The organism is Nitrobacter sp. MLSD-S21, from assembly GCF_058809865.1.
In genome coordinates this window covers 66864-93008 of the sequence record NZ_JBXASZ010000004.1, presented here as the reverse complement: position 1 = coordinate 93008, position 26145 = coordinate 66864, and the positions used below count along the sequence as shown (strand labels likewise).

Annotated in this window: 24 protein-coding genes, 1 tRNA gene and 1 pseudogene; 20 read left to right on the top strand and 6 right to left on the bottom strand. The window is 62.1% G+C overall.

Features of this window, described 5'->3' with window-relative positions; genetic code table 11:
• Positions 1-29 precede the first annotated feature (29 nt).
• Together AC1RT6_RS13660 and AC1RT6_RS13655 are read left to right on the top strand one after the other, a co-directional pair.
• Positions 30-403, top strand: a pseudogene (locus tag AC1RT6_RS13660) (P-II family nitrogen regulator).
• Between the two features lie 37 nt (positions 404-440).
• On the top strand, positions 441-1790 hold the full coding sequence (locus AC1RT6_RS13655) for an ammonium transporter (protein WP_079445128.1): 1350 nt from the start codon (positions 441-443) through the stop codon (positions 1788-1790).
• Positions 1791-1903: 113 nt separating this feature from the next.
• On the opposite strand, the gene AC1RT6_RS13650 is transcribed toward AC1RT6_RS13655, so the two are convergent.
• From AC1RT6_RS13650 to AC1RT6_RS13640, 3 genes are all read right to left on the bottom strand, one after another.
• Entirely contained in the window at positions 1904-2104 is a 201-nt protein-coding gene (locus AC1RT6_RS13650) for a Trm112 family protein (RefSeq protein WP_079445127.1), read from the bottom strand.
• A gap of 136 nt (positions 2105-2240) precedes the next feature.
• Positions 2241-2915 carry an LON peptidase substrate-binding domain-containing protein gene (locus AC1RT6_RS13645; RefSeq protein ID WP_079445126.1) on the bottom strand — a complete coding sequence of 225 codons (675 nt, stop codon included), beginning with the start codon at positions 2913-2915 and terminating at the stop codon, positions 2241-2243.
• A 213-nt stretch (positions 2916-3128) separates the two neighbouring features.
• Entirely contained in the window at positions 3129-4064 is a 936-nt protein-coding gene (locus AC1RT6_RS13640; RefSeq protein ID WP_079445125.1) for a thioredoxin family protein, read from the bottom strand.
• Between the two features lie 288 nt (positions 4065-4352).
• On the opposite strand from AC1RT6_RS13640, the gene AC1RT6_RS13635 reads away from it, so the two are divergent.
• The 3 genes from AC1RT6_RS13635 to AC1RT6_RS13625 all read left to right on the top strand — a co-directional run bounded on the left by AC1RT6_RS13635 (position 4353) and on the right by AC1RT6_RS13625 (position 9137).
• Positions 4353-4427 (top strand) — tRNA-Gly (locus tag AC1RT6_RS13635).
• A 550-nt stretch (positions 4428-4977) separates the two neighbouring features.
• Positions 4978-6666 (top strand): PAS domain-containing protein, encoded by a 1689-nt coding sequence (locus tag AC1RT6_RS13630; RefSeq protein ID WP_079445124.1) that lies wholly within the window; start codon positions 4978-4980, stop codon positions 6664-6666.
• A gap of 230 nt (positions 6667-6896) precedes the next feature.
• On the top strand, positions 6897-9137 hold the full coding sequence (locus tag AC1RT6_RS13625; RefSeq protein ID WP_079445123.1) for a T6SS phospholipase effector Tle1-like catalytic domain-containing protein: 2241 nt from the start codon (positions 6897-6899) through the stop codon (positions 9135-9137).
• 97 nt (positions 9138-9234) lie between these two features.
• Here AC1RT6_RS13625 and AC1RT6_RS13620 read toward each other — a convergent pair whose 3' ends face one another.
• Positions 9235-10011, bottom strand: coding sequence for an alpha/beta hydrolase (locus AC1RT6_RS13620; RefSeq protein ID WP_079445122.1), 777 nt, complete (start codon positions 10009-10011; stop codon positions 9235-9237).
• Between the two features lie 208 nt (positions 10012-10219).
• On the opposite strand from AC1RT6_RS13620, the gene infC reads away from it, so the two are divergent.
• The 6 genes from infC (at position 10220) to pheT (ending at position 15877) form a co-directional block, all read left to right on the top strand.
• Positions 10220-10759 carry a translation initiation factor IF-3 gene (gene infC, locus AC1RT6_RS13615; protein ID WP_079445121.1) on the top strand — a complete coding sequence of 180 codons (540 nt, stop codon included), beginning with the start codon at positions 10220-10222 and terminating at the stop codon, positions 10757-10759.
• 405 nt (positions 10760-11164) lie between these two features.
• Positions 11165-11365 (top strand): 50S ribosomal protein L35, encoded by a 201-nt coding sequence (rpmI, locus tag AC1RT6_RS13610; RefSeq protein ID WP_011508684.1) that lies wholly within the window; start codon positions 11165-11167, stop codon positions 11363-11365.
• A 71-nt stretch (positions 11366-11436) separates the two neighbouring features.
• Positions 11437-11796, top strand: a complete 360-nt coding sequence (gene rplT / locus AC1RT6_RS13605) for a 50S ribosomal protein L20 (RefSeq protein WP_079445120.1) — start codon at positions 11437-11439, stop codon at positions 11794-11796.
• A 33-nt stretch (positions 11797-11829) separates the two neighbouring features.
• Positions 11830-12330 (top strand): DinB family protein, encoded by a 501-nt coding sequence (locus AC1RT6_RS13600; RefSeq protein ID WP_079445119.1) that lies wholly within the window; start codon positions 11830-11832, stop codon positions 12328-12330.
• A 5-nt stretch (positions 12331-12335) separates the two neighbouring features.
• Positions 12336-13442 (top strand): phenylalanine--tRNA ligase subunit alpha, encoded by a 1107-nt coding sequence (pheS, locus tag AC1RT6_RS13595; protein ID WP_079445118.1) that lies wholly within the window; start codon positions 12336-12338, stop codon positions 13440-13442.
• Positions 13439-15877 carry a phenylalanine--tRNA ligase subunit beta gene (gene pheT, locus AC1RT6_RS13590; protein WP_079445117.1) on the top strand — a complete coding sequence of 813 codons (2439 nt, stop codon included), beginning with the start codon at positions 13439-13441 and terminating at the stop codon, positions 15875-15877. Before pheS ends, pheT begins: the two co-directional genes overlap by 4 nt.
• Positions 15878-15928: 51 nt before the next feature.
• Here the strand turns inward: pheT and AC1RT6_RS13585 are convergent, their stop codons facing one another.
• Together AC1RT6_RS13585 and AC1RT6_RS13580 are read right to left on the bottom strand one after the other, a co-directional pair.
• Positions 15929-16597 (bottom strand): Dph6-related ATP pyrophosphatase, encoded by a 669-nt coding sequence (locus AC1RT6_RS13585; RefSeq protein ID WP_079445116.1) that lies wholly within the window; start codon positions 16595-16597, stop codon positions 15929-15931.
• Complete coding sequence (locus AC1RT6_RS13580; RefSeq protein WP_079445115.1) at positions 16594-18030, bottom strand: flavin monoamine oxidase family protein; 1437 nt, start codon at positions 18028-18030, stop codon at positions 16594-16596. Before AC1RT6_RS13580 ends, AC1RT6_RS13585 begins: the two co-directional genes overlap by 4 nt.
• 324 nt (positions 18031-18354) lie before the next feature.
• On the opposite strand from AC1RT6_RS13580, the gene AC1RT6_RS13575 reads away from it, so the two are divergent.
• The 9 genes from AC1RT6_RS13575 (at position 18355) to trpA (ending at position 25935) form a co-directional block, all read left to right on the top strand.
• Entirely contained in the window at positions 18355-19353 is a 999-nt protein-coding gene (locus tag AC1RT6_RS13575; protein WP_079445114.1) for a YiiX/YebB-like N1pC/P60 family cysteine hydrolase, read from the top strand.
• Positions 19350-19838, top strand: a complete 489-nt coding sequence (locus AC1RT6_RS13570) for a peroxiredoxin family protein (RefSeq protein ID WP_079445113.1) — start codon at positions 19350-19352, stop codon at positions 19836-19838. The genes AC1RT6_RS13575 and AC1RT6_RS13570 overlap by 4 nt, the downstream gene beginning before the upstream one ends.
• 231 nt (positions 19839-20069) lie before the next feature.
• On the top strand, positions 20070-20807 hold the full coding sequence (locus AC1RT6_RS13565) for a sulfate transporter family protein (protein WP_079445112.1): 738 nt from the start codon (positions 20070-20072) through the stop codon (positions 20805-20807).
• 174 nt (positions 20808-20981) lie between these two features.
• Positions 20982-21959 (top strand): signal peptide peptidase SppA, encoded by a 978-nt coding sequence (gene sppA, locus AC1RT6_RS13560; RefSeq protein WP_472791088.1) that lies wholly within the window; start codon positions 20982-20984, stop codon positions 21957-21959.
• 166 nt (positions 21960-22125) lie between these two features.
• Positions 22126-22431 (top strand): integration host factor subunit beta, encoded by a 306-nt coding sequence (locus tag AC1RT6_RS13555; protein WP_009796612.1) that lies wholly within the window; start codon positions 22126-22128, stop codon positions 22429-22431.
• 84 nt (positions 22432-22515) lie between these two features.
• Positions 22516-22863 carry a LapA family protein gene (locus AC1RT6_RS13550; RefSeq protein ID WP_079445111.1) on the top strand — a complete coding sequence of 116 codons (348 nt, stop codon included), beginning with the start codon at positions 22516-22518 and terminating at the stop codon, positions 22861-22863.
• 172 nt (positions 22864-23035) lie between these two features.
• Positions 23036-23713 (top strand): phosphoribosylanthranilate isomerase, encoded by a 678-nt coding sequence (locus AC1RT6_RS13545; RefSeq protein WP_079445110.1) that lies wholly within the window; start codon positions 23036-23038, stop codon positions 23711-23713.
• A 150-nt stretch (positions 23714-23863) separates the two neighbouring features.
• Positions 23864-25108 (top strand): tryptophan synthase subunit beta, encoded by a 1245-nt coding sequence (gene trpB / locus AC1RT6_RS13540; RefSeq protein WP_079445109.1) that lies wholly within the window; start codon positions 23864-23866, stop codon positions 25106-25108.
• Positions 25105-25935 carry a tryptophan synthase subunit alpha gene (trpA, locus tag AC1RT6_RS13535; RefSeq protein ID WP_079445108.1) on the top strand — a complete coding sequence of 277 codons (831 nt, stop codon included), beginning with the start codon at positions 25105-25107 and terminating at the stop codon, positions 25933-25935. The genes trpB and trpA overlap by 4 nt, the downstream gene beginning before the upstream one ends.
• Positions 25936-26145 lie beyond the last annotated feature (210 nt).

The following is a 26145-nucleotide window of genomic DNA, read 5'->3' as shown; positions in this document are numbered from 1 at the left end:
GCGCGGAGTCTCAGCCGAGACCGCCCGGCATGTTGCAGCCGGGCCCAGGCGGGGGCCGGACACATGAAAAAATCGTTATGGCGATCATCAAGCCCTTCAAGCTCGAAGAGGTCCGCGATGCCCTGACCGCGATCGGCGTGCACGGTCTGACAGTGACGGAAGTCAAGGGATACGGCCGCCAGAAAGGCCGTTCGGAAATCTATGCGGCGCCGAATACACCGTGAGCTTTCTGCCGAAGATCAAGGCCGAGGCCGCGGTCAATTCCGGCCTGGTCGATGCGGTCGTCGAAACCATCGACTCGGTGGCGTGAACCGGCAGGATCGGCGACGGCAAGATCTTCGTCATCAACCTCGAGCATGCGGTTCGCATCCGCACCGGCGATCTCGATGCCGCCGCGATCTGATTTCGCGCTCATCCTTCCTCAATCAGGAGTAAAGCACATGACGTTCGAACGCCCGGCCCGCGCGGGACTGGCCATCGCGGCGATACTCGCCGCAGCCGGCCTTGCGGGATTTGCCGACGTCGCGCTTGCCCAGAGCGCCGCAGCGGTCGCCCCTGCCGCGCCACCGCCGCCCAAACTGGATTCGGGCGACACCGCGTGGATGCTGACCTCCACCGCGCTCGTGCTGATGATGACGATCCCCGGCCTCGCACTGTTCTACGGCGGCATGGTGCGCAAGAAGAATGTGCTCGCCACGGTGATGCAGAGTTTCGCCATCACCTGCCTCGCCACCGTGCTCTGGATGGTGATCGGCTATAGCTGGGCCTTCACCGAGGGTACGAACTTTCTCGGCAGCGCCTCGCGCATGCTGCTGATGGGCATGGGTACGGACTCCATCGCCGCCGCCGCGCCGACGATCCCGGAATCGGTGTTCATGTGCTTCCAGATGACGTTCGCGATCATCACGCCAGCGCTGATCTGCGGCGCGATCGCGGATCGGATGAAGTTCTCGGCGATGATGTGGTTCATGGGCCTGTGGTCGCTGTTGGTCTATGCGCCAGTCGCGCACTGGGTCTGGGGCGGCGGATTCCTCGGAGGTCTCGGCGTGCTGGACTTCGCCGGCGGCACCGTGGTCCATATCAACGCCGGCGTCGCGGGCCTCGTCTGCGCGCTGGTGCTCGGCAAGCGCAAGGGTTACGGCAGCGAGAACATGGCGCCGCATAACCTGGTGCTGACCATGATCGGCGCGTCGCTCTTGTGGGTCGGCTGGTTCGGTTTCAACGCCGGTTCGGCGGTGACGGCGGGCGGACAGGCCGGCATGGCGATGGCGGTGACCCAGATCGCAACCGCCGCCGCGGCGCTGGCCTGGATGGTCGTCGAGTGGGGCTTGCGCGGCAAGCCGAGCGCGCTCGGCATCTGCTCCGGCGCGGTCGGCGGTCTCGTCGCCATCACCCCGGCCTCCGGCTTCGTCGATCCGTGCGGCGCGCTGGTCATCGGCGCCGTCGCCGGCATCGGCTGCTACTGGGGCGCCACCGGCCTCAAGCACATGATGGGCTATGACGACAGCCTCGACGCCTTCGGCGTCCACGGCGTCGGCGGCATCATCGGCGCGCTGCTCACCGGCGTGTTCGCCCGCACCGCCATCAACAAGGCCGGCACGGGCCTGATCGACGGCAACACCCATCAGGTGATCGTCCAGATCTACGGCATCCTCGCCACGGTCGTGTACGACGCCATCGTCACCCTGATCATCCTGCTTGCCATCAAGGCGGTGATCGGTCTGCGGGTCAGCGGCGAGAACGAACGTGAAGGTCTCGACATCAGCCAGCACGGCGAGGTGGTGCAATGACGCGAGAGCACGGCTGCGGCGCTCCGAGTGGCGTCGCCGCCGTCAGGACGATGCCTCTTCCGATGAGAAATGAAGAGCCAGGGCGGCGTGCATCATCCTCGCTCGATTTACCCTCACTCGATCTTCCTAGCCTCTTCCGGCAGCATGATCGGAATGCCGTCGCGGATCGGATAGGCTAGTCTCGCCGAGCGCGAAATCAGTTCCTGCCGTTTGCCGTCGAATTCCAGCGGTCCCTTGGTGACCGGACAGACCAGAATCTCCAGAAGCTTTGGATCGACGGTATCTTCGGGACGATCGGAGGGGGGCGGCGTCATACGGGTCTCTTCGAAGGATCAAGTCGGGCGGGTGGGTTCATATGGGTTGTGGTTGAATCTGACATTCGCTTGCCGAGTTTGCCGCACGTCGGTGGCGAATGTCCAATCAACTCCACCAGTTGAGACGTTTCGTTAGCTACTGCAATCCGGGGTCGCCGCTGGTGCGTTTTTTTGCGAGGTCCATTTCGGTCACCGCGATCAAGATTTCCGCGCGCGTTTTAAGGTCAGTTGCCTCCAGCATCGCCTGCTTCTCCAACGGGCCATAGGGCGACATCATTGCTAGCGCGTTGACCAGTGCCTCGTTCGGGGCGTTCTCGATGTCGCTCCAGTCTACCTTCAAGTCGTTGACCTTGAGAAAATCGTTCAGCACCTCGAGCAGTCGTTTGCGGTCGACGGCGTCCTCGCCTTTGCGTGCGGTCAGATCATCGGCGTAAGCAAAGAAATCGACCTTGCACTGGCGATAGGGCGTCAACACCGTCGGCTCTTCCACGACCTTGAAACGCGAGACGCCGGTGAGCTCCAGGATATAACGGCCGTCGCCGGATTCGGCGAACTGCGTGATGCGCCCGACGCAGCCGACATGGAACAGCTCCGGCTTGTCCTCGCTCGCAGAATGGGCGATGTCGGGCTGGATCATGCCGATCAGACGATGGCCGTCCCGGAGCGCGTCGTCGACCATTGCGAGATAGCGCATTTCGAAGATGTTGAGCGGCATTTGGCCGCGCGGCAGCAGCAGTGCGCCGGGCAGCGGGAACACTGGTATCACTTCGGGAAGGTCACCGGGTCCGCGGTATTCGGCATTGATGGGCATGAACGAGTCCGGTGCTAGCGCGTATTCCGCAAAAGTGGATACCGGTTTTGCGATGAGAATACGCGCAAGTTATTAAGTGAGAGCATTTTCTAACGTCTAACCGGATTCCACTTAGCCGGAAAATGTTCTCACGGGCAAAGCTTGTAGCGGTCCTGCCCTGTCTTACATTCGCAGGCCGTTCGCTGAACGGACGCAAATGTGAGACCGGACCGCTTAAGAAAACAGGATCGTCGACAGGCGTTTGCGGCCCTCGACGGTGGCTTCGTCCGCGGCGCCCCACGCTTCGAAGAATTGCACGAGCTGCCTGCGGGCGGCATCATCGTTCCATTTGCGGTCGCGCCTGATGATTTCCAGCAGGTGATCGGTGGCCTCGCTGCGTTGGCCACCAGCGTTCAGTGCGGTAGCCAGGTCGAATCGCGCCTGATGATCGAGCGGGTTGGCCGCAACCTTCTGCTCGAGTTCGACGACCGGACCGAGTGAACTCGCCTGTTCGGCGAGGTCGATCATGGCCTGCACGGTTGTCACGGCGGCGTCGCCGCGCTTCGACTCCGGCACCAGCGCGAGTGTTTGCTTGGCTTTGTCGATCGCGCCGGTGGTCGCATAGCAACGCGCAAGTCCGGCGATCGCCGGAAGATTGGCGGCGTCGATACCGAGAACCTCGGCATAGACCTCGGCCGCCGTGGTCGGGTCGCCTGCGGCGAGCGCGGCTTCCGCCTCTTGCAAGATTTCCTCGATATTCGGAGTGCCGGGCGCCGCCCCCGCGCCTTGCGTCAGCTTGTCGATGAAGCTCTTGATCTGGGTCTCGGGCACAACGCCCATGAAGAAGTCCACCGGTCGCCCACCGGTAAAAGCGAACACCGCCGGAATCGACTGATTACCGGTTTGTGCCGCAAGCTGCTGAAAAATGGCAGGATGCTGGTCGATATTCATCTTCGCCAGCTTGACCTTGCCGGCGGCGGCGTGCACCGCCTTTTCCAGGATCGGGGTCAATTGGCGGCATGGTCCACACCACGGCGCCCAGAAATCGACCAGCACCGGCTGGCGCATCGATTCCTCGATGACATCCTTCATGAAGGTCTGGGTCGTCGTCTCGTTGATCAGATCCGACGCCTGCGGTGGCGGCTCGCTGCCGTGCTCGACTATGGTCACGTGATCCTCGCCTGATGTCCCCGGAAGGAGCGGTCTGCGCCGCCCCAAAGTTCACATATCCGTGCTAGCACGATCCGAACCCATAAATTGGTCCCTGCGCGGAAATATTGCAATTGGCGGGCGGGGCATCGTTCCCTCCTGGTTCTCCGATGGCTCCGGTATCGCGGCTGCCGTCCAGTGGAGGGGACTTTGGGAGAGACGACCTCATATCTGGCTGTTGCATTCGCACGCCGCATTTGGCATAGCTCTGCCCTTCGGCGGCCGTCGATCGGCTGCCTGTTTTCGGATGCGGGTGTAGCTCAGGGGTAGAGCACGACCTTGCCAAGGTCGGGGTCGAGGGTTCGAATCCCTTCGCCCGCTCCAATTTTCCCGTGTCCGCGTTCCAGTTGGCCCTCGGCAACAGGCTAACGGAACATGCCAGACCATAGGCGACAATCCCGTGCGGAACGGATTTGTCGCTGGTCCAGATGGTTCTTTGGTTCCAGCTCGAAGTGTTCGAGATCGCAGCGCACCATGCTGACGACCTGCGGGGGCGACTTTGATGCCGTTCTGACCGTCGAGGCTGGAACTAGACTCACGCGACTCAAGCATACCGAGGCCGCAGCAGGCGGTTATGAATGTTGCACTTCTTCAGGAAACGGTCGCTGCCATCGCGGTGCAACAAAGGCGGATAACCTTCGCCGGCTGCTTCGTCGCCGATACCAGGGGAAGCGTTAGCCGTTGAAAAAACTAAGAAAAGCGGAAAGTCCGGGCGGCTGCCGAAGCTCTCTGACACCAAAGAGCTGCGGGTATGTCTTCGCGATCCAGGCCGATTAACCTCGTTTTAACCGATTCCATTCATCATCAAGTTACCAAGCTTCGCCCGCGAGTCGTGAGCTTTGGTAGTCTTGGATCTAACTCCTGGGGAGGATCAATGTTTTTCTTCAAAAAATGGTCGATCGCGAAAGAAAATGCCGCGAAAGCCGCAGCGATCAGCAAGTCTCAAGCCGTCATCGAGCTCGGAATTGATGGAACGGTCATCACGGCGAACGAGAAGTTTCTCAGCATACTCGGTTACACGCTGGCGGAGGTTCGCGGAAAGCACCACGGCATGTTCGTGGAGACCGACGAACGGTCCGGCGCCGCATACCGCGACTTCTGGGCCAGGTTGAATAAGGGCGAGACCCAATCGGCCGAGTACAAACGCATCGACAATCACGGCCGGGAAGTCTGGGTTCAGGCGTCCTATATTCCGGTGCTGGATTCGAGGGGGAATCCGACAAAAGTTATCGCGCTCGCGTCCGATATCACCGCGAAAAGAATCAAGAATCTGGAAAACGCGGGTCAGGTTTCCGCCATCGAACGCGCGCAGGGAGTGGTCGAATTCAAATTGGACGGCACGATCATTACCGCGAACAGAAACTTCCTTAACGCGATGGGCTTCGCCCTTAGCGAAGTGCAGGGGAAGCATGATGGCATGTTCGTGGAGCTGTCGGAGCGGTCAGGTGCGGCCTATCGCGAACTCTGGGCCAAGCTCAATCGCGGCGAGACTCAATCGGCCGAATACAGGCGGTTTGGTAAAGGCGGGAGAGAAGTCTGGATTCTCGCGACTTACAATCCGATCGTGGACGAGACCGGAAAGCCGTTCAAGGTTGTCGCGTTCACGACTGACGTCACCAAACAGAAATTGAAGGCGGCTGAGCTGGAGGGCCAGGTCGCGGCCATCGGAAAGTCGCAGGCCGTCGCCGAATTCGGAATGGATGGAAAGATCCTGACCGCGAACGATAACTTCCTGAAAGCGTTCGGCTACTCTCTCCTCAACGAGGTCCAGGGCAATCACCATCACATGTTCGTGGAGGCCGGCGAACGATCCAGCGCCGCCTATCGCGAATTCTGGGCCAAGCTCAATCGCGGCGAGTCACAGTCAGCCGAGTATCAGCGTATCGGCAAGAACGGCAAGATCGTCTGGTTGCAGGCTTCTTATAATCCGGTCCTGGATTCGAGGGGCAAACCCACGAAGGTTATTGAAGTCGCGACCGATATCACCGCCAGGAAACTCGAGGCGCTGGAAAACGCGGATCAGCTTGCCGCCATCGAACGCGCCCAGGCAATGGCCGCATTCAAACCGGACGGTACGATTATCGCCGCCAACGACAAGTTCCTGAAGGCGATGGGTTACACCCTCGGCGACGTTCGTGGCAAGAATGACGGCATCTTCGTGGAGGCTTCGGAGCGTGCAGGTTCTGCCTATCGCGAATTCTGGGCCAAGCTCAATCGCGGCGAGGCTCAATCGGCCGAGTACAAGCGCATCGGGAAGGACGGCAAGGAAGTCTGGATCCGGGCCTCGTACATTCCGGTCCTCGACGCCAAGGGCAAGGCGATCAAGGTCATCCAATACGCCACGGTGATCGAATCTGACCGTGGCGAAGAGATGGTACAGGAGGCGCTTGTGTCGTTGGCTGATCAGGCTGAAGCGTCGAGCTTGAGCATGGAGCGGCTGGAGACCCGTCGCAAGAGCGAGAGCGTCGGTCCGTCGCCCCTCGCCCAGTTCCTGACAAGCCTTCGCGCGGGATTTAGCTCCGCGATGGCATCCTCGACGAAAGCGGTCGCCAATTTCTTGTGACGATTGGTTGATCAGGAGAACGATGGGGTTGATGGTCGATGCTTTGGCGATGACCTCGAACCCATCGTGAATGTCACAGGAGTTAGCCGTTGCCAACCTTCCTCCCTCAGTTGGCAAGGCTAACTGGCCGCGATTGAGTTGACGCTAAGAGAAGCGACGCCCGCTGCGGGCGTCGTTGGCTTTCGAGAGAAGGCGGATCAACGTCGGGCGACATCGTTCCGGGAGTTGGCATGGGCCGGAAAATCGTTCTGCTCTCTGATGGCACCGGAAATTCCGCGGCGAAGGTCTGGCGCACCAACGTCTGGCGCACATTCGAAGGGCTTGATCTTTCCGGATCGGATCAGGTGGCGTTCTACGATGACGGCGTCGGCACGTCGTCGTTCAAGCCGCTCGCCGTGCTCGGCGGCGCGTTCGGCTTCGGGCTGAAACGCAACGTTATCGATATCTACAAGTTCGCCTGCCGCAACTGGCTTGACGAAAGTGACCAGATATTCGGCTTTGGCTTTAGCCGGGGCGCCTTCACCATTCGCGTGGTGATGGGGCTGATCCTTAATCAAGGACTGATTGCCGCCGCCACCGAGGAAGAACTGGATCGCAAGGCGCGCGCAGCCTATCGCGCCTATCGCCGCGAACGCTATCATACGGTCTGGCGCATCGAGCATCTGTTCAGGGCTTTGCGCGATCTGGTTTGGCGCGACGATTACGACAAGGCAGACAATCGCGTGATCCAGCGCATCCGCTTCGTTGGCGTGTGGGATACTGTCACCGCCTACGGGTTGCCGATCGACGAGATGACGCGAGGCGTCAGCCGCTTCATCTGGCCGCTGCAATTGCCCGACCACAAGCTCGATCTGACGCGGGTGATGCGGGCCTGCCAGGCGCTGTCGATCGACGAGGAGCGAACCACTTTCCATCCCGAATTGTGGGATGAGAGCGGAGCACAGTCTGCCCGGCTTCGCGGGGACGGTGAGCGCTATCTTGCCGACGAACAGGTGAGTCAGGTCTGGTTTCCTGGCGTTCATTCCAACGTCGGCGGCGGCTATCCGGACGATTCACTGGCTTATATTTCACTGGTCTGGATGCTGCGGGAAGCGCAGGCCTGCGGTTTGCGCTTCAAGTCGGATCAGGGGGCACCGCCAGCCGATCCCGACACCTTCAAGCATGCCGTCGCAATGTGCGACAAGGATGGCCGGCTCTATGATCCGCGCAAGGGTGTCGGCGGATACTATCGTTACGGGCCGCGCAAGATCGAGCTTCTCTCCAGCTACGCCTACACCAAACGGGACGTGGTGTCGGTGGCGAGACCGAAGATTCACGAGAGCGCTTTGTGCCGAATCGCAAGCCGCGCCCACGCCTATGCGCCGGTGGGGCTTCCCGCGGTCTACGATATCGCGACTTATGATGGGCGAATCGTCACGCCCGATGCGTTCGGGCTTGAAACCTCGGATCAGGCGGCGAAACGCGCCGAAGCGCAAGAGCATGTCTGGAACCAGGTGTGGAAGCGCCGCATCGTCTATTTCCTTACTGTCGGCGTTTCGCTTTGGCTCGCGCTCTACCCGCTGTTGCGCAAGCTGCCTGCCAAGGACGAGTATCTCAGCCCGGTCCGCTGGATCTCGGACATCATCCGCCTGGTCGGCGGCTTCCTGCCCGGATTCGCGCAGACCTGGATCGACGGCTACGCTCGCAGCCCGGTGCAGTTTTCACTCCTGCTCATCACCGTGATTGTGCTGATCGCCTGGAGCGCATGGCTCGCGGCCGGCATCTCTGATACGATGGGCGCGATCTGGCGGCGCGCCCCGTGCGCGCCCACCAAGGGACCGACAAACTGGATTTATCGGCTGCGTACCAGCCGCATCTACGTCGCTTTTCACGACTGGCTGAAGCGGCGCGGCGCGCCGGCCTTCTTTGCGCTGCTGTTCGTCTATCTCGGGGTCACGCTGACCAGCCACCTGCTTTACAACGCGCAGGATATCGCGGGCTTCACCTGCCGCGAAAACTCCCAAGCGAAAGCGCTAACTCGCGGCGAGGAAGCCAGCGTGACCTTCGCCACATCCGGCCTGTGCAACAACACCGGGATTTTCGTCCAAGGCAATGGCGCGCGCTATGTGGTCAAGGTGGAGACCACCGAGCCGTTCCGGGACGGCGGCATTCGGTCCCCGCTCGGCGGATTCTACTCGACCGATGCGCCGAACTGGCATCAGCAGCTGGCGCTGGTGCTCGGCGTTCCCTTGCGTCGCGAGCTAACGCGGCCGTGGTTCCGCCTGGTGTTGCGCTACGGCGCGGTTGGCGGCGAGGAGGTGTTTCTCGATCCCGATCCGGAAGACGGCACCATCGAGGCCGTGATCCGGCCGACGCGCAGCGGCGAGTTGCTTGTGTTCGTCAACGATGCGGTGCTGGGCATCCCCGGATTCTACGACGCATTCTATCGCAACAATGAAGGCTCCGCCAAACTCACAGTTAAGCGCAGATAGAGTGGCCTTCCGGATGCTCGAGCCGGATAGCCCGCCGAGGAACGTTTCGAGATGAGGATGCTCGCCGCAGGCCGGGCATGATCGGCCATCCGCTGATTCAGAAGAACTCCGCCACCGCCGCCAAAATGCGCGCGATGTCCTGTGGACGCGACAGCCGGTGGTCGCCGTCCTGAATCATGGTCAGCACCACGTCATCGCTCGGCAACCGTTCGGTCAGCGTTAAGGCGTGACGCCACGGCACGTCGAGATCCTGCGCGCCCTGCAGGATGCGCACCGGGCAGCCGGTCGAGATGCTGCGGTCAAGCAGCAGATGGCTGCGGCCCTCCTCGATCAGTTCGCGCGTGATCGGATAGGGATCGCCGTAATCGGACGGCCGCAGCCAGACACCATCAGTTTCGATGGCATGTCTGGCCTCCGGCGAAAAGGTCTTCCACATCAACTCCTCGGTAAAATCCGGCGCCGGTGCGATCAGCACGAGGCCGGTGAGCGTGGCGCGGGAGGATGCCCGTCGCGCGATCTCGCGCGCGAGCAGAAGCGCCATCCAGCCACCCATCGATGAGCCGATCACCACCTGCGGCCCCTCGCAAAAAGCGTCGAACACCGCGAGGCTTTCCTCGAGCCAGCGTCCTATGGTGCCATCGGTGAACTCGCCGCCGCTAGTCCCGTGACCGGAGTAGTCGAAGCGCACGCAGGCCAAATCGCGTTCGGCCGCCCACGAATCGAGCGCCAGCGCCTTGGTGCCCGCCATGTCGGATTTGAAGCCGCCGAGCCAGAACAGGCCCGGGGAGTCCCCGCGCCGTGCCTGCACGGCGATCCGGCGCATGGCGTCGCCGCCGCCGACCTCGATAAATTGCGCTGCCGTCTCGCTCGTCATGGCGTCCGTCCGTTTGCGTGTTTCCGGCAGTGCCGTTCCCCCATTTGAATGCCTGCTCGATGCGGAACAAGTAGCGGATCGAAATTGATCGGCGTGACCAAAATACCTCGCGTTCGATGGTTTTGCCCCGCGTTAAATTCCCCCGCTTGCCCGCAGCCGCTTATTCCTTCAAAGTAGGCGCTTCTTTCACAACATTGGAGAGCCACCCATTCGCCGTCCCAGTAGAGCGCCAATGCCCGTCGCGAAAGACGGACCGCGCACCAACGATGAAATCCGCAATGCCCAGGTTCAATTGATCGATCAGGACGGCACCAACCAAGGTACCGTGGAAACGATCGCCGCCATCAAGATGGCCATGGATGCCGGTATGGATCTGGTCGAGATTGCCCCGAACAGCAGTCCTCCCGTCTGCAAGATCATGGATTACGGGAAATACAAGTTTCAGGCCCAGAAGAAAGCCGCCGAAGCCCGCAAGAAGCAGAAGGTCGTCGAGATCAAGGAGATCAAGCTCCGTCCGATGATCGACGATCACGACTACGACGTGAAAATGAAGGCGATGCAGCGGTTCTTCGAAGAGGGCGACAAGGTCAAGATCACCCTGCGCTATCGCGGCCGCGAGATGGCTCACCAGGAGATCGGCACCAAACTGCTCGACAAGGTGAAGGCCGACGTCGCCGCCTACGCCAAGGTCGAGCAGGACGCCAGGTTCGAGGGCCGCCAGGTCGTCATGGTGCTGGCACCGCGCTGAGGCTGCGTTCATCTCTTTAAGAGTTCGACCGAAATTGGCTCGCGAGACATCTGGCGGGCCAGTTTCGACGAGCCTCTGCAAGACCTAACCCGCAAGCGGAGAGGGAGCGCGCCGTGTCTGTTCCAAGCGACTTGCCTTCAGCTATTTTTTAAGTGGGCACATCTCCCCGGGCAGCCCCTTCCGGCTGGGAATAGCGATCGTTCTTTCCCTAAATCGTTGCCAATCCGGCCATCCTCTGCCATAAGCCCGATCTTCGCCGCCCGGCTGATTCAAGGGCTGCCGTGGCGACGACCATGCCGGCGATGTCATTTCAGATATAGTCGAGCATTTTCAACGCTCTAGCGAGCATTTCGCCGCGAAAAGCGCCCCTTGGGGCGCATTTTTTCGTGGCAACAGGAGAGCCAAATGCCCAAGTTGAAGACCAAATCGGGCGCTAAAAAGCGCTTCAAGGTGACCGGGACCGGCAAGGTGGTGTCCGCCCACGCCGGTAAGCGACATGGCATGATCAAGCGGACCAAGAAGCAGATTCGTCAGCTTCGCGGCACCCGCATCCTGTTCAAGACCGACGGCGACAACATCAAGAAGTACTTCTTGCCGAACGCCTGACGGCCGACCTGTTGCAATCCCGCCGCGCCAAGCGGCGTCAAATTCACCAGTCACTTTGAAGGAGATCGGTCATGGCTCGCGTCAAGCGCGGTGTGACGGCTCATGCCAAGCACAAGAAAGTCTACAAGATCACCAAGGGTTTTTCCGGCCGCCGGAAGAATACCATTCGCGCCGCGAAGGCCGCCGCCGACAAGGCCGGCCAGTACGCCTTCCGCGACCGCAAGCGCAAGAAGCGCACCTTCCGCGCCCTGTGGATCCAGCGCCTCAACGCCGCCGTCCGGCCATTCGGCATGACCTACAGCCGCTTCATCGACGGCCTGTCGAAGTCGGGCATCACGGTCGACCGCAAGGTGCTGTCGGATCTCGCCATCAACGAGCCCGCCGCGTTCCAGGCGATCGCCGAGAAGGCCAAGGCCGCGCTCGCGGCCTGAGGCTTCGCGACGGTCGGCCGTCGGGAGCGACGGATGATCGATATCAGCTATGCCCGGCGGATGGCCCGGTACAACCGCTGGCAGAACGACAACCTCTACACGGTGGCCGATGGGCTGTCGGACGGCGAACGCCGCCGCGATCGCGGCGCGTTCTTCGGCTCGATCCACGGCACGTTCAATCATCTGCTTTGGGCCGACCGCATGTGGATGAGCCGGTTCTCGGACTGGCCGAGGCCCGGGTGCGGGATCGGCCAGTCGCCGACGCTTGTTTCCGACTGGAGCGAACTCAAGCGCGAGCGTCGCGCCGCGGACGCCCGGCTGATCGAGTGGGCCGACGGTCTCGATCCGGACTGGATCAAGGCAGATCTTACCTGGTTCTCCGGCGCGACCGGGAGCAACGTGACCAAGCCGCGCTGGCAGCTCGTGATGCATCTCTTCAATCATCAGACCCATCATCGCGGGCAGGTTCACGCGATGCTGACGCAGGCGGGCGGCAAGCCGCGCGAGACCGACTTGTTCATCATGCCGGAGTAAAAGGGATGGCCGACATCGAGATTCTCGAACAGGAGCTGACCGGCGCTGTCGACAATGCAGGCGACGAAGCCGCGCTGGAGGCGGTGCGCGTCGCGGCGCTCGGCAAGAACGGCGCGGTGACGGCGTTGCTCAAGACGCTTGGCGCGATGTCTCCGGACGAACGCAAGACGCGCGGCGCTGCGATCAACATGCTGAAGGACCGGGTGGCCGCCGCCATCAACGCACGCCGCGAGGTACTGAAATCCGCTGCGCTCGACGCGCGCCTTGCGTCGGAAACGATCGACGTCACGCTGCCGCTGCGCGAGACGCCCGCGGAAGCCGGCCGCATCCATCCGCTGAGCCAGGTGTGGGACGAGGTCACCACGATCTTCGCCGACATGGGTTTCGCGGTCGCCGAAGGTCCGGATATCGAGACCGACGACTATAATTTCACGCGGCTGAATTTCCCCGAAGGCCATCCGGCGCGGGAGATGCACGACACCTTCTACTTCAACCCGAAGGAGGCAGCCGGCTCGGAGGCCGGAGAAAAGCCTTCGCGCCTCCTGCTGCGCACCCATACCTCGCCGGTGCAGGTGCGCACCATGTTGAGCAAGACACCGCCGATTCGCGTCATCTGCCCTGGCCGCACCTATCGCAGCGACTCGGATCAGACCCACACGCCGATGTTCCATCAGGTCGAGGGGCTTGTGATCGACAAGTCATCGCATCTCGGCCACCTCAAATGGATCCTGCACGAATTCTGCAAGGCCTTCTTCGAGGTCGACAACGTTAACATGCGTTTCCGTCCCTCGTTCTTCCCGTTCACTGAGCCGTCGCTGGAAGTCGATATCCAGTGCCGCCGCGACAAGAACGAGATTCGCTTCGGCGAGGGCGAGGACTGGCTGGAGATTCTCGGCTGCGGCATGGTGCATCCGAGCGTGCTGAAGCTGTGCGGCATCGATCCCGAAGTCTATCAGGGCTTCGCCTGGGGCATGGGGATCGACCGCATCGCCATGCTGAAATACGGCATCGCCGATCTGCGGCAATTGTTCGAAGGCGACGTGCGCTGGCTTACTCACTACGGCTTCAAGCCGCTTGAGATCCCGACGCTGGCGGGGGGATTGTCGTCGTGAAATTCACCCTCTCCTGGCTGAAAGAGCATCTCGACACCGACGAGCCGCTCGACAAACTCGCCGACAAGCTCACCATGATCGGGCTCGAGGTCGAGCACATCGCGGACAAATCGAAGACGTTCGCGCCGTTCACCATCGCGCGCGTGGTCTCCGCTGTGCAGCATCCGAACGCCGATCGTCTCAGGGTCTGCATGGTCGATACCGGCGAGACCAGCGACAAGGGTGAGCCTGCTTACATCCAGGTGGTGTGCGGCGCGCCGAACGCGCGCGAGGGCCTTGTCAGCGTGTTCGCGCCGCCTGGCACCCACATTCCGGGAAAGAATATCACGCTCGGCGTCGGCACCATCCGCGGCGTCGAGAGCCGCGGCATGTTGTGCTCGGCGGCCGAGCTTGAAATCTCCGAGGATCACGACGGCATCATCGAATTGCCGGCGGATGCGCCGGTCGGTGTGGGATATGCGGAATGGGCCGGACTCGGCGATCCCGTGATCGAGATCAACCTGACGCCGAACCGGCAGGATTGCACGGGCGTGCACGGCATCGCGCGCGATCTGTCCGCTGCCGACATGGGCCGCTTCAAGGACCCGACCATCAAGCCGATCAAGGGCGAATTTCCGTGTCCGGTGAAGGTGACGGTGGAGGATGCCGCGCTGTGTCCGGGTTTCGCGCTGCGCCTCGTCCGCGGGGTGAAGAACGGCCCGTCGCCGGAATGGCTGCAAAAGCGCCTGACTTCGATTGGCCTGCGCCCGATCAATGCGCTGGTCGACATCACCAACTTCATGACCTACGACCGCGGCCGCCCGCTGCACGTGTTCGACGCGAAGAAAGTACACGGCCATCTCACGATCCGTCGCGCGCGCGACGGTGAGACGCTGCTGGCGCTCGACGGCCGCACTTACACACTCGATCCGAATGTTTGCGTCATCGCCGATGACAAGGGCGTCGAATCGCTCGCCGGCATCATGGGCGGCGAGCAATCCGGCTGCGACGAGACCACCACCGATGTGCTGATCGAATCGGCGCTGTGGAGCGAGATCAATATTGCGCAGACCGGCCGCAGGCTCGGCATCAATTCAGACGCGCGCTATCGCTTCGAGCGCGGCGTCGATCCTGCTTTCATGGTGCCCGGTCTCGAAATGGCGACGCGGCTCGTGATCGAGCTTTGCGGCGGCACGCCGTCGGAGAACGTCGTTGCCGGACAGGCGCTGCCCGATGATCGCGTGATCGATTTCCCCTTGAGTGAAATCAAGCGGCTGGCGGCTATCGATGTGCCTTTGGTCGAAGTGCGGCGCATTCTCGGCCATCTCGGTTTCATGGTGGCTGGCAGCGGCCCCGTTGTGAAGGTCGCTATCCCCACCTGGCGCACTGACGTTCAGGGCAAGGCCGACATCGTCGAGGAGATCGTGCGTATCGTTGGCGTCGACAAGGTACCGATGACGCCGTTCGATCGTGGCGAGGCTCCGCGCAAACCTGTGCTGACGCCGATCCAGTCACGCACCCGACGCGCGCGGCGTGCGCTGGCGGCGCGCGGCATGGTCGAAGCCGTCAACTGGTCATTCATCGCCAAGCCGCAGGCCGAGCTATTCGGCGGCGGAAGTAAGGAACTGGCGCTCGCCAACCCAATTGCCTCGGATCTTTCCGACATGAGGCCGAGCCTGCTGCCGGGTCTCGTCGCGATCACGCAGGCCAATGCCGACCGGGGCTTTCCCGACGTCGCGCTGTTCGAGGTCGGGCAGATTTTCAGAGGCGACGGTGCGCAGGATCAATTCATGGCCGCCGCCGGGCTTCGCCGCGGCATGGCCTCGTCGGCGGGTCTCGGGAGGCACTGGTCGGGCTCGGCCACCGCGGATGCGCTTGATGTAAAGGCCGATGCGCTTGCCTTGCTGGCTGCCGCCGGTGCGCCGGCACAGGCATTGCAGATCGGCGCCGGCAGCGAATCGAAAAACTTTCCGGCATGGCTGCATCCGGGACGATCGGCTGCGATCCAGATCGGACCGCAGAACGTGCTCGGCTATTTCGGCGAACTGCATCCCCGCGTGCTCGAAGCGCTGAAGGCTGATGGTCCGCTACTCGCATTCGAGGTGATTCTCGACCGCATTCCGGAAGCCAAGCAGAAGCCGACTCGCGCAAAGCCGGTGCTGGAATTGCCGCCGTTCCAGCCTGTGGCGCGCGACTTCGCGTTCATCGTCGATCGCGTTGTGAAAACGGCCGATATCGTGCGCGCGGCGCAAAACGTGGACAGGAAGCTGATCTCGGGCGTCACGGTGTTCGATATCTACGAAGGCAAGGGCATCGATGCGGACAAGAAATCGGTTGCTATCGCGGTGACGCTGCAGCCGCGTGACAAGACGCTGACCGATCAGGAGATCGACGCGGTGGCGGCGAAGGTCGTCGCTGAAGTCGCGAAAAGAACCGGCGGCAACTTGCGCGGTTAAAGCGTTTTGACGCGAGGCGGATACCGGTTCGCATCAAGTACACTGGAACGATTACGCAGGCACAAGATCGCAGTAAGCGAATCCCTCGCGCTCGACAATGTCGCCGCGTACGACCTCGATTCGCTGCGAGAATATCGGCGCGGCAAAAACGAAAGTGTGGAACTCGCCGTTTTCGCCGCACGGATCGATTCCGGCCGGAAGGTCCTTCAGTAGCCTCTCATCGAAGTTGCGGCCGGCAAACGAACGGTCGAGCTTCGCTCGGTCGATCGAGACCAGATGCGCTTCCAGTCCGCTCGCGATCATGTCGCGCGCAAGCGCCGAAGTAGGCCGGCGCCACAATGGAAACACCGGCGTGATACCAGTGCCGGCGAGCTTTTGTTCGCGATAGGCGCGGATATCCGCGAGAAACAAATCGCCGAAGATGACATGCGTGATGCCGGACCGCTTTGCATCCGCCATCGCCCGCGTCATCCGCTCTTCATAGGCATCGTTCGGGCACGGATTGGGAATCGGCACGACGAGCGGCGGCAGTCCTGCGGACGCGAGTTGCGCGTGCAAGAGCTTTTCGCGCACGCCGTGGATCGAGACGCGGCCGAAACTGTCGTTCACCGTGGTCAGTGCGCCGACGACATCGAACGCGCCCTCGCGGCGAATCTCATGCAGGGCGAAGGCGCTGTCTTTGCCTGACGACCATGAAATCAGCGCCCTCGGTTGCGTCATCGGGGCAGCGGAAAGCCGAAGGCGTCGTTTGCGCTTCGCGACGGCGTTCGTCTGTCGTGTCGCAATGGCTTGTGCTTTGACGCTGACGGCTGTGCTGGCTCCTTGCTCGCGCCGATTTTTCGCAGCGCGGCGTCAGCCGCTCGCTCGCCGCTCTCCCATGCGCCGTTGACGGTACCCCACAGCGTCTCGTGCGCGGCATCACCGGCGAGAAACAGGTTGCCCAGCGGCTCCATCAGGATTCTCCGCGAGGGGTGGCCGCCGGGTTCTGCGGCCGACATCGCCCCGAGCGCATAGGGGTCGGCGTTCCATCTGGTCACGGCGGACTGCTTCACCCCAGCCGCAGCATCGCTACCGAATAACTTTGTCAACCACTCCGTGGCGAAGGCCGTCATCGCGCCTGCTCCTTGCGCCGACAGATCGCGACCGAAGCTGCCCGCGATATCAATCGTGCACAACGACGATCCGCCCGCGTTCGCCACGAGAAGCGCGGTCTTTCCGTCGCTGCTCTGCTCTATCATGGTTTCATTGTGTCCAAGGCCGAGCGGATTGTTGGGCAGCCACAGCGCGATGCGATCGTAGCTGCCGAGAGACAATTTCGCAGCCGCGTCGAGCGAGCGCTTCGGCAAGTCGGGCGTGAAGCGGATGTTGCCTGCGGTCAGCACATTGACGGATACGGTGATGATGACGGCGCGTGCGTCGATACGGCCCGCGGGCGTCTCGACTCCAATGGCGCGGCCTGCCCAGGTCACCCGGCTGACAGGCATCGACAAACTCACCGGTATGGCTTGGCCGAGCGTCGCGAGCAGCACGCCGAGGCCATGTTTGCAATCAATCGCGGCGTTGCGCTCAGGCGCGCTCGCCCGATCCATCACCGAGAGATCTTTCAGATCTTTTCCAGTGGCGCTGGCGCCGATCACGAAATCGATCGTCTGAGCCCAAACGTCGAGATCGCCGGGCAGCACCGAGGCGCAGGCGACGTCGATCTTCCCGCGCGCGGCCTCGCCGATGGCGCGCCGTGCGCGCACCAGCGCCGCGAGGAATTGCTCGGTTTCGCCCGCCCGCGCGTTACGCCGCCCGATGCGGATTTTCTGGCCGAGCTGGGCCGGAAACATCTCCGTACCCACGCTTCGCGCCAGCCGGATCATCGGATTGGTGTCGGGCTCAAACAGCCAGCGTGCGCCGCGATCGAACGGCGTCCCGAAAGTCCTGGTATCGGTGTGACAGCGTCCGCCGATCCTGTCTGCCGCTTCGACCACAAGCACGGTGCGATTTGCCGCCTGAATCCGTCGCGCCGCCGCGATACCTGCGGCGCCTGCGCCGATCACGACGATCTCGACATCACGCGGCAGCGGCGCGGCCGGCGCGCGGCCGATGCCCATTCCTGCCACACAGGCGGCGGATGCCGACAGGAAATCGCGGCGTGTCATTCTCATGGCATGGTTTCCAAGACTCAAATGCAGGAATGACCGGCGTGGTGGTTTTAAAAAAAATCGCTTCCCGTTTTGCATGTTCCAAAACGAACGGTCTGATTCCATGCCACCAGAGAATCGTAGATTTTCAGTGTTCTTTTCGGATCCGACGGTCTGGCAGGCTTAGGATTCGGGACACGGCGAACTTGCCGCATCAATCAGCCTGCGGCAACTGTCATGGTGAATCGATGGTTATTTCGCGATTGCAGCTATGAACCGAATTGCAACGGGTTTTGGCCATGGTAAGGAGGGAAAACCGGTCAGGTCGAAAGGCGGAGAGAGACTGCCATGGGTTTCGTGCTCGATACGGTCGGAAAATGGATTGCGGCGTACCTCCAGAAGGAGCTGCCGGGGTACGAGCCGTTCACGCCGAGCGATCCGGAGCGCGTGCGCGGCCTCATTCAGGAGGGCGACGTTCTCCTGGTCGAAGGCAATAGCCGTATTTCCGGCATCATCAAGTATCTGACGCAATCGACATGGTCGCATGCCGCGCTTTATGTCGGCCCGATCGACGGCGCCAGCGAGCCCGATGGCGAGTCGCATGTGCTGATCGAGGCCAATGTCGGCGAAGGTGTCATCTCGGCGCCGCTGTCGAAATATCTTCCGTATCACACCCGGTTGTGCCGCCCGGTCGGGCTGTCGCACGAGGATCGCGTCACGGTGTGCCGCTACGCCATCAACCGGATCGGCTTCGGCTACGACACCAAGAACATCGTCGATCTGATGCGTTACCTGTTTCCGCTGCCGGTGCCGCAGCGCTGGCGGCGGCGCATGATCGCGTTCGGGTCTGGCGATCCGACCAAGATTATCTGCTCGGCGTTGATCGCGCAGGCGTTCGGCGCGGTGCGCTATCCGATCCTGCCGAAGATCACCCGCGCCGGCAGCCGGAACGCCCGGCGCGAGATTCTGCACATTCGCGATTCCTCGCTCTATATGCCGCGAGATTTCGACATCTCGCCCTATTTTGAGATCGTCAAGCCCACGATCGTGCGGGGTTTCGATTACCTCTCGCTCCATTGGGCCGACAAGCAGAAGCCGCTCGCGGAAGTGGCGAGTGTTTTGGACCCGATTCAAGTCGGGGCGGGCTTGCCGTCGTTCGCTCCCGCGCCGGTGGAAGAGATGATCGCCGACGAAAGCTCCTCGCCGCGGCCGCGATCCGAAACGGGGGACGCGGCACATGTCCGCAGCGCGCGGGCACGACAGCAGTCCTGCGTGCCCGCCGCAACATCCGACCCGGAGAGCGTGCCGGATCCGGTCCTCAAATGGCCTCGCGAGGCAATTCCATGACCGACGCCGACATCACCGCTCCCGAACTTGCCGTCTCGCAATGGTTCAACACGGCCGAGCCCCTGACGCTGGCTGCACTGCGCGGCCGTCCGGTGCTGCTCCATGCCTTCCAGATGCTATGTCCCGGCTGTGTCGCGCACGGCACGCCGCAGACGCAGCGCGCCTATGAGTTGTTCAAGGCGACCGATCTTCAGGTGATAGGTCTGCACACGGTATTCGAACATCACGCTGCAATGACGCCGGTTTCGCTTCAGGCCTTTATTCACGAATACCGGCTGACGTTTCCGATCGGCGTCGATGCCGCGGGCGACGGCACCCCGCTGCCGGTCACTATGGACCGCTACGGAATGCAGGGTACGCCGACCAGCATCCTGATCGGCCGCAACGGCCGCATTGTTCATCACGGCTTCGGTCAGCAGAGTGACATGGCGCTTGGCGCCATGGTCGCGGCCGAACTCGCGGGCGCGCAGACCTACGCCACCTAGAGCCTTTCCGTGTCTGAAAGAATCAAAAGCGTGGTTCTACGGTTTTGATCTGACGCGTTTTACGGAAAACCGCTCCATACTTTTTCTCATCCCGCTCTTGTGCCCCGAATCCGAAGTTCGCATCTCGCTTGCAGCATTTGCGCTCCTCGAGGCGCTCATGGTCCCGTGCTCTTGCCGGCGCGGATCGCGGTGTTTATCTGAGCGCAGGATTCCTTGGGGAAACGCACCCTTATGATCGGCGCTGCTGTCAACGCCCTTACGCAGATTCTTTCGCCGCCGATGCGCGCCATCCTGTGGCGCGCGATAGGGCTCGCGCTTGTGCTGATCGTCGTGGTCTCGATCGGACTGCAGCGGCTCTTGAGCTGGCTCGCCGGATCGGGCGAACTCTGGGCGGAGACCATGCTGGGGCCGGCCTTCCACACGCCGCTCAATATTCTCGCCTGGGTCCTTTCAATTGCCGCAGGCTTGGGCATCGTGTTCGGCGCGGTGTTTCTGATGCCTGCGATCACCTCGCTGGTTGCTGGCGTGTTCGTCGACGACGTCGCGGAGATCGTCGAGCACGAGCATTATCCAGCCGACCGTTCAGGCGCGGCATTGCCGATTGGCCTTGCGATGGCCGAGGGCGTCAAGACGGCGCTGCTGACGCTGCTCGTCTATCTGATTGCGCTGCCGTTCGTGTTCGTGGGCGTGGGCGTGATCGTGTTCTTCGTTGCAACGGCGTGGTTGCTCGGCCGGGAATATTTCGAGCTTGCGGCGATGCGGTTCCGTTCACCGGCGGAGGCCAAGGCGATGCGCCGCGATAACGCCTCTACAGTGTTTGTGGCCGGCCTCGTCATCGCAGCTTTCGTGGCGATTCCGATCGTTAATCTGGCGACGCCGCTGTTCGGCATGGCCTTCATGGTCCACCTGCACAAGCGGCTGTCGGGGCCGCGACCCGAGTTAATCACGCCGGACCGGCGCAGCCGCTAGCCGGGGCCAAGTCAAACGGCCAGGTCAAACGGCACGGTTTCACGTTCCGGCGCATGATCGGAGCCGGCCATGCTTTCTTCATATTACGCCGCGATTGGTGTAGTTTGACGAGCCCAAATGTCATGCACCGGCGACGGTGTGATCGACCGCAATATTCCTTGAGGAGAAATGTCGATGTCGATGGAATCCGATGTGATCGTCGATCGCCGCAGGTTGCGCCGCAAGCTTACCTTCTGGCGCGTGGCGTCGGCTTTGATCGTGATCGGCGCTGTCGTTGCAGTCGGCGCTTACGCCACGCCTTGGGGCGGCAAGCTGACCGGCGCCTCCGCGATCCAGCGTGTCAACATCGACGGTCTGATCCGAAGCGACCAAAAGCGAGTCGAGGCGCTGGAGCGACTCGGAAAATCGAACGCACCCGCGGTCATCGTCCACATCAACTCGCCGGGCGGCACCACCGCCGGATCCGAAGAGCTTTACGACGCCCTGACGCGCCTGAAGGCCAAGAAACCGATGGTTGTGGTGGTGGAAGGGCTCGGCGCGTCGGGCGGGTATATCGCGGCGCTCGCTTCCGATCACATCGTCGCGCAGCAGACGGCGCTGGTCGGCTCGATTGGCGTGCTGTTTCAATATCCGAATATCACCGACCTTCTGAAAACTGTCGGAGTCAAGGTTGAGGAGGTGAAATCATCGCCGCTGAAGGCGGCCCCGAACGGATATGAACCGACCAGTCCGGAGGCGCGGGCCGCGATCGATGCCCTGGTGAAGGATTCCTACGCCTGGTTTCGGGGTCTGGTGCGGAACCGGCGCGGCATGGACGATGCACAGCTCGAGAAAGTCGCCGATGGGCGCGTTTTCACCGGACGGCAGGCGGTAGACCTCAAGTTGGTCGATCAGCTTGGCGACGAAAAGGCTGCGATCGCGTGGCTTGTGGCGGAAAAGAAAGTCGCGCCCGACCTGCCGGTGCGTGATTTCAAATTGTCGCCGCGTTTGACCGATCTGACGTTTATTCGTACCGCCGCTTCGGTGGCCTTTGACGCGTTGGGATTGAGCAGCATCGCTCGACAGGTCGAGCAGACCGGCATCGTGGGGGCGGCAGATCGCCTCAATCTCAACGGAATGCTGGCATTATGGCAGCCCGCACCGTCGAACTGAGGTCCGAGCCGGTCGTAAGCGGGCATTTTGCGCCGCGGGGAACCTCGGATGCTGCGATGCAAGGCATCGCGGCGGGTTTCTCTAACGGCCCGAATCGCATTTAGCGTCTTGACAGTCCTGACCATTTCCAAGGAAATGGGCTTCCCACGCACGGGCCTCAGTCTCGATGATCAAATCCGAACTCGTTCAACGCATCGCCGAACACAACCCGCACCTCTACCAGCGGGATGTGGAGAACATCGTGAACGCGATCCTCGATGAGATCGTCGCCGCTCTTGCGCGGGGCGATCGCGTCGAGTTGCGTGGTTTTGGTGCGTTTTCAGTTAAACATCGTCCTGCCCGCGCGGGCCGTAATCCGCGTACGGGAGAACACGTCCCGGTCGATCAGAAAAGTGTACCGTTTTTCAAGACCGGTAAGGAAATGCGTGAGCGGCTCAATCGCGAGAATGCGACGAGCGAAGCGAGCGCGTAGGAACGTTCAGGGGAGCGGCCCCATCAATCGGCGAGTGAACCTGTCAGCACGATTGCCGACTGACGCTGCGTCGCGAGAGAGATCATGCGCAAATTCCTCACCGGCTTGATCCTGATTCCGCTTGGTGTCCTTTTCATCGTATTCGCATTCGCCAATCGCCGATTGGTGACGGTGACGTTCGATCCCTTCGGTGGAAGTGACCCTGAGACCGGCGTCACGCTGCCGCTGTTCATTCTCATTATCGCGGTTGCGATTTTCGGCGTAGTCGCCGGGAGCACCGCGACCTGGCTCAGGCAGCGCCGCTGGCGGCATACGTCTCGCCAGTACGAGACGGATGCGCGAGAAGCGCGCGTGGAACTGGCCGATCTGCGATCCCGCTACGAGTCGCGTGAGACGTCGCGGTTGCCGGACTTGACCCGGCGGACCGGATAGCGCCTTTTGGATCGATTCGATCCAAAATCATCGTGACTGGCCGCCAGCCGCAAGGAAAAGAACGTTCAAATGGCGTTCTCGCCCGGGCGAGACAAGCCGCTTGCGACGTTGTAGAACTCCCGTCGCGCTTGATAGCGGCGATCGGCCGGCTTGCGCCGGATCATTCGAGACCATGCCCCTGATCGTCAAGATATGCGGCCTGTCCACCATTGAGACGCTTGACGCTGCTTTGCAAGCCGGCGCCGATATGGTGGGCTTCGTATTCTTTCCACCGTCGCCGCGGCATCTTGAGCTTCCGCGCGCGCGAGAACTCAGCCCGCAGGTGCGGGGCCGGGCGGGCAAGGTGGCCCTGACCGTCGACGCCGACGATGCGACGTTGAGTGGAATCATCGAGGCCATGCGGCCGGATCTGCTGCAATTGCATGGCAAGGAAACCGTTGCCCGTATCCGCGAGATCAAGCGGCTGTTCGGGCTGCCCGTGATGAAGGCGATCGGCGTTGAAACCGCCGCCGATCTTGCAGAGCTGCCGGGCTATGCCGCCGTCGCCGACCGCTTGCTGTTCGATGCGCGTCCGCCAAAGGACGCGACCCGGCCGGGCGGACTCGGCGTGCCCTTTGACTGGCGCCTTCTGGAAAATCTGTCCCTCGAAGTGCCATTCATGCTGTCGGGAGGTCTGGCCGCAGGCAATATTCACGATGCGGTGTGCATCACCCGCGCCGGCGGGGTCGATGTCTCGTCAGGCGTGGAAAGCTCGCCGGGGGTCAAGGATGCCGGAATGATCAGAGATTTCATTCGTGCCGCGCGAGCGGCGGAAACCAGTTTGCGCGGAGTGACCTCGCATGTGGAGTAGTCCCGGAGCACTACGGCAGCTGTCATGCTCGCGCAGAGCAGTCGTGGATTGCGTAACTTTGTCTGCGCCGCGGGCATCAACCTCTATCGAGATTCACAGCAAGCAAGACGTGGATGGCCGGAATAAATCCGGCCATGACGAAGGGTGAAAATGAATTCCCTCCCCAACTCCTTCCGGTCCGGCCCCGACGAACGCGGGCACTTCGGCATATTCGGCGGCCGCTTTGTGGCGGAAACGCTGATGCCGTTGATCCTCGATCTTGAGAAGGCCTATGCCGATGCCAGGGTCGACGCCTCGTTCCAGCGTGACATGGCGCGCTACCGCAAGGACTACATCGGCCGGCCGTCGCCCTTGTATTTCGCCGAGCGTCTCACCGAGCATCTTCGGGAAATTTCCGTGGCCTCGGGCCGCGCTGGCGGCGCCAAGATTTACTTGAAGCGCGAGGAGCTGAACCACACAGGTTCGCACAAGGTCAATAACGTGCTCGGCCAGATTCTGGTGGCGCGGCGCATGGGCAAGAAGCGCATCATCGCCGAGACCGGAGCCGGACAGCACGGCGTTGCCACCGCAACGCTATGCGCGCGCTTCGGCCTCGACTGCGTGGTCTATATGGGTGCGGTGGATGTGGCGCGGCAGGAGCCAAACGTCATCCGCATGGAAATGCTTGGCGCCAAAGTGGTGCCGGTGCAGTCCGGCACCCGCACGCTGAAGGACGCGCTGAACGAGGCGCTGCGCGACTGGGTGACCAACGTGCACGACACCTTCTATTGCATCGGCACGGTGGCGGGGCCGCATCCTTATCCGATGATGGTGCGCGACTTCCAGTCGATCATCGGCGACGAAACCCGCCAGCAGATGCAGGAGGCAGAGGGTCGGCTTCCGGATTCGCTGGTCGCCTGCATCGGAGGGGGTTCCAACGCGATGGGGCTATTCCATCCTTTCCTCGACGAATCCTCGGTGGAGATCTTCGGCGTCGAGGCCGCGGGCCACGGCCTCGATAAGCTGCATGCGGCTTCGCTCACAGGTGGACGGCCGGGCGTGCTGCACGGCAACCGCACCTATCTCTTGATGAATGACGACGGCCAGATCCAGGACGCGCATTCCATTTCCGCGGGGCTGGATTATCCCGGCATCGGTCCGGAGCATTCGTGGCTGCACGAGACCGGCCGTGTCACATATCTGTCTGCGACCGACGAGGAGGCCCTGGCGGCGTTTCAGCTGCTCACGCGGCTGGAGGGCATCATCCCGGCGCTGGAATCGTCGCATGCGATCGCGCGGGTCATCGAACTCGCACCCGAGCGACCGAAGGATCATCTGATGGTGGTCAATCTCTCGGGCCGCGGCGACAAGGACGTGCCGCAGGTCGGCGATATTCTGAAGGGCAGGAAGAAGTGACCACCCGTATCGACACGCGCTTTGCCGAGTTGCGGAAGCAGGACCGCTCGGCCTTCGTCACCTTTCTGATGGCGGGCGATCCGGACCCCGTGACCTCGCTCGCCATTATCAAGGCGCTGCCCAAGGCCGGCGCGGATATCATCGAAATCGGAATGCCCTTCACCGATCCGATGGCGGATGGTCGGGTCATCCAGGCTGCGGGCCTGCGGGCGCTGAAGGCGGGCATGACGCTGACCAAGACCCTCCAGATGATCCGCGATTTCCGGAAAGACGACGATTCGACGCCGATCGTGCTGATGGGTTACTACAATCCTATCTACATCTACGGCGTCGAGAAATTTCTTGACGATGCGAAGGCAGCTGGCATCGACGGTCTGATCGTCGTCGATCTGCCGCCGGAGGAAGACTCCGAATTGTGCATTCCGGCGATGAAAGCCGGGTTGAACTTCATTCGCCTCGCAACGCCAACGACTGACGACAAGCGGTTGCCGGCGGTGCTCGCGAATACGTCCGGCTTCGTGTACTACGTCTCGATCACCGGGATCACCGGCAGCGCGGCGGCGAATTCGGCGGCTGTCGGCGAGGCAGTCGGGCGCATCAAGCGCCATACGAGCCTGCCGGTCTGCGTCGGCTTCGGCATCCGCACCCCGGATGCGGCCCGCGGCATCGCCGAACGCTCCGACGGCGCGGTGGTCGGCTCGGCGCTGGTGGATGTGCTCAGCGGCAGCCTTGACGCCGAAGGCAAGGCGACGGCCGAAACGGTCAACGCGGTCGCTGGTCTCGCAGCGTCGCTGGCCGAGGGCGTACGGTCCGCCAAAAGCGGGTGAGGAAAGGTGTGTAGGGATTTTCGGCGTCGTCCCTCTATAAGAATTGGGACGGAAGGCCCGGGCATACCGGTTTCAACACTCCCTTGCAGAAGAGGGACCCAAGCCGCATCTATGCGCGAGAAGGCCGAGAGGGGTCGCTCCTTCGCGTTATTTAAGCTATAGCGTTTTCGAGCGACGTGGATACCGGTTCGTGTAAAGAAAGCGTGTCAA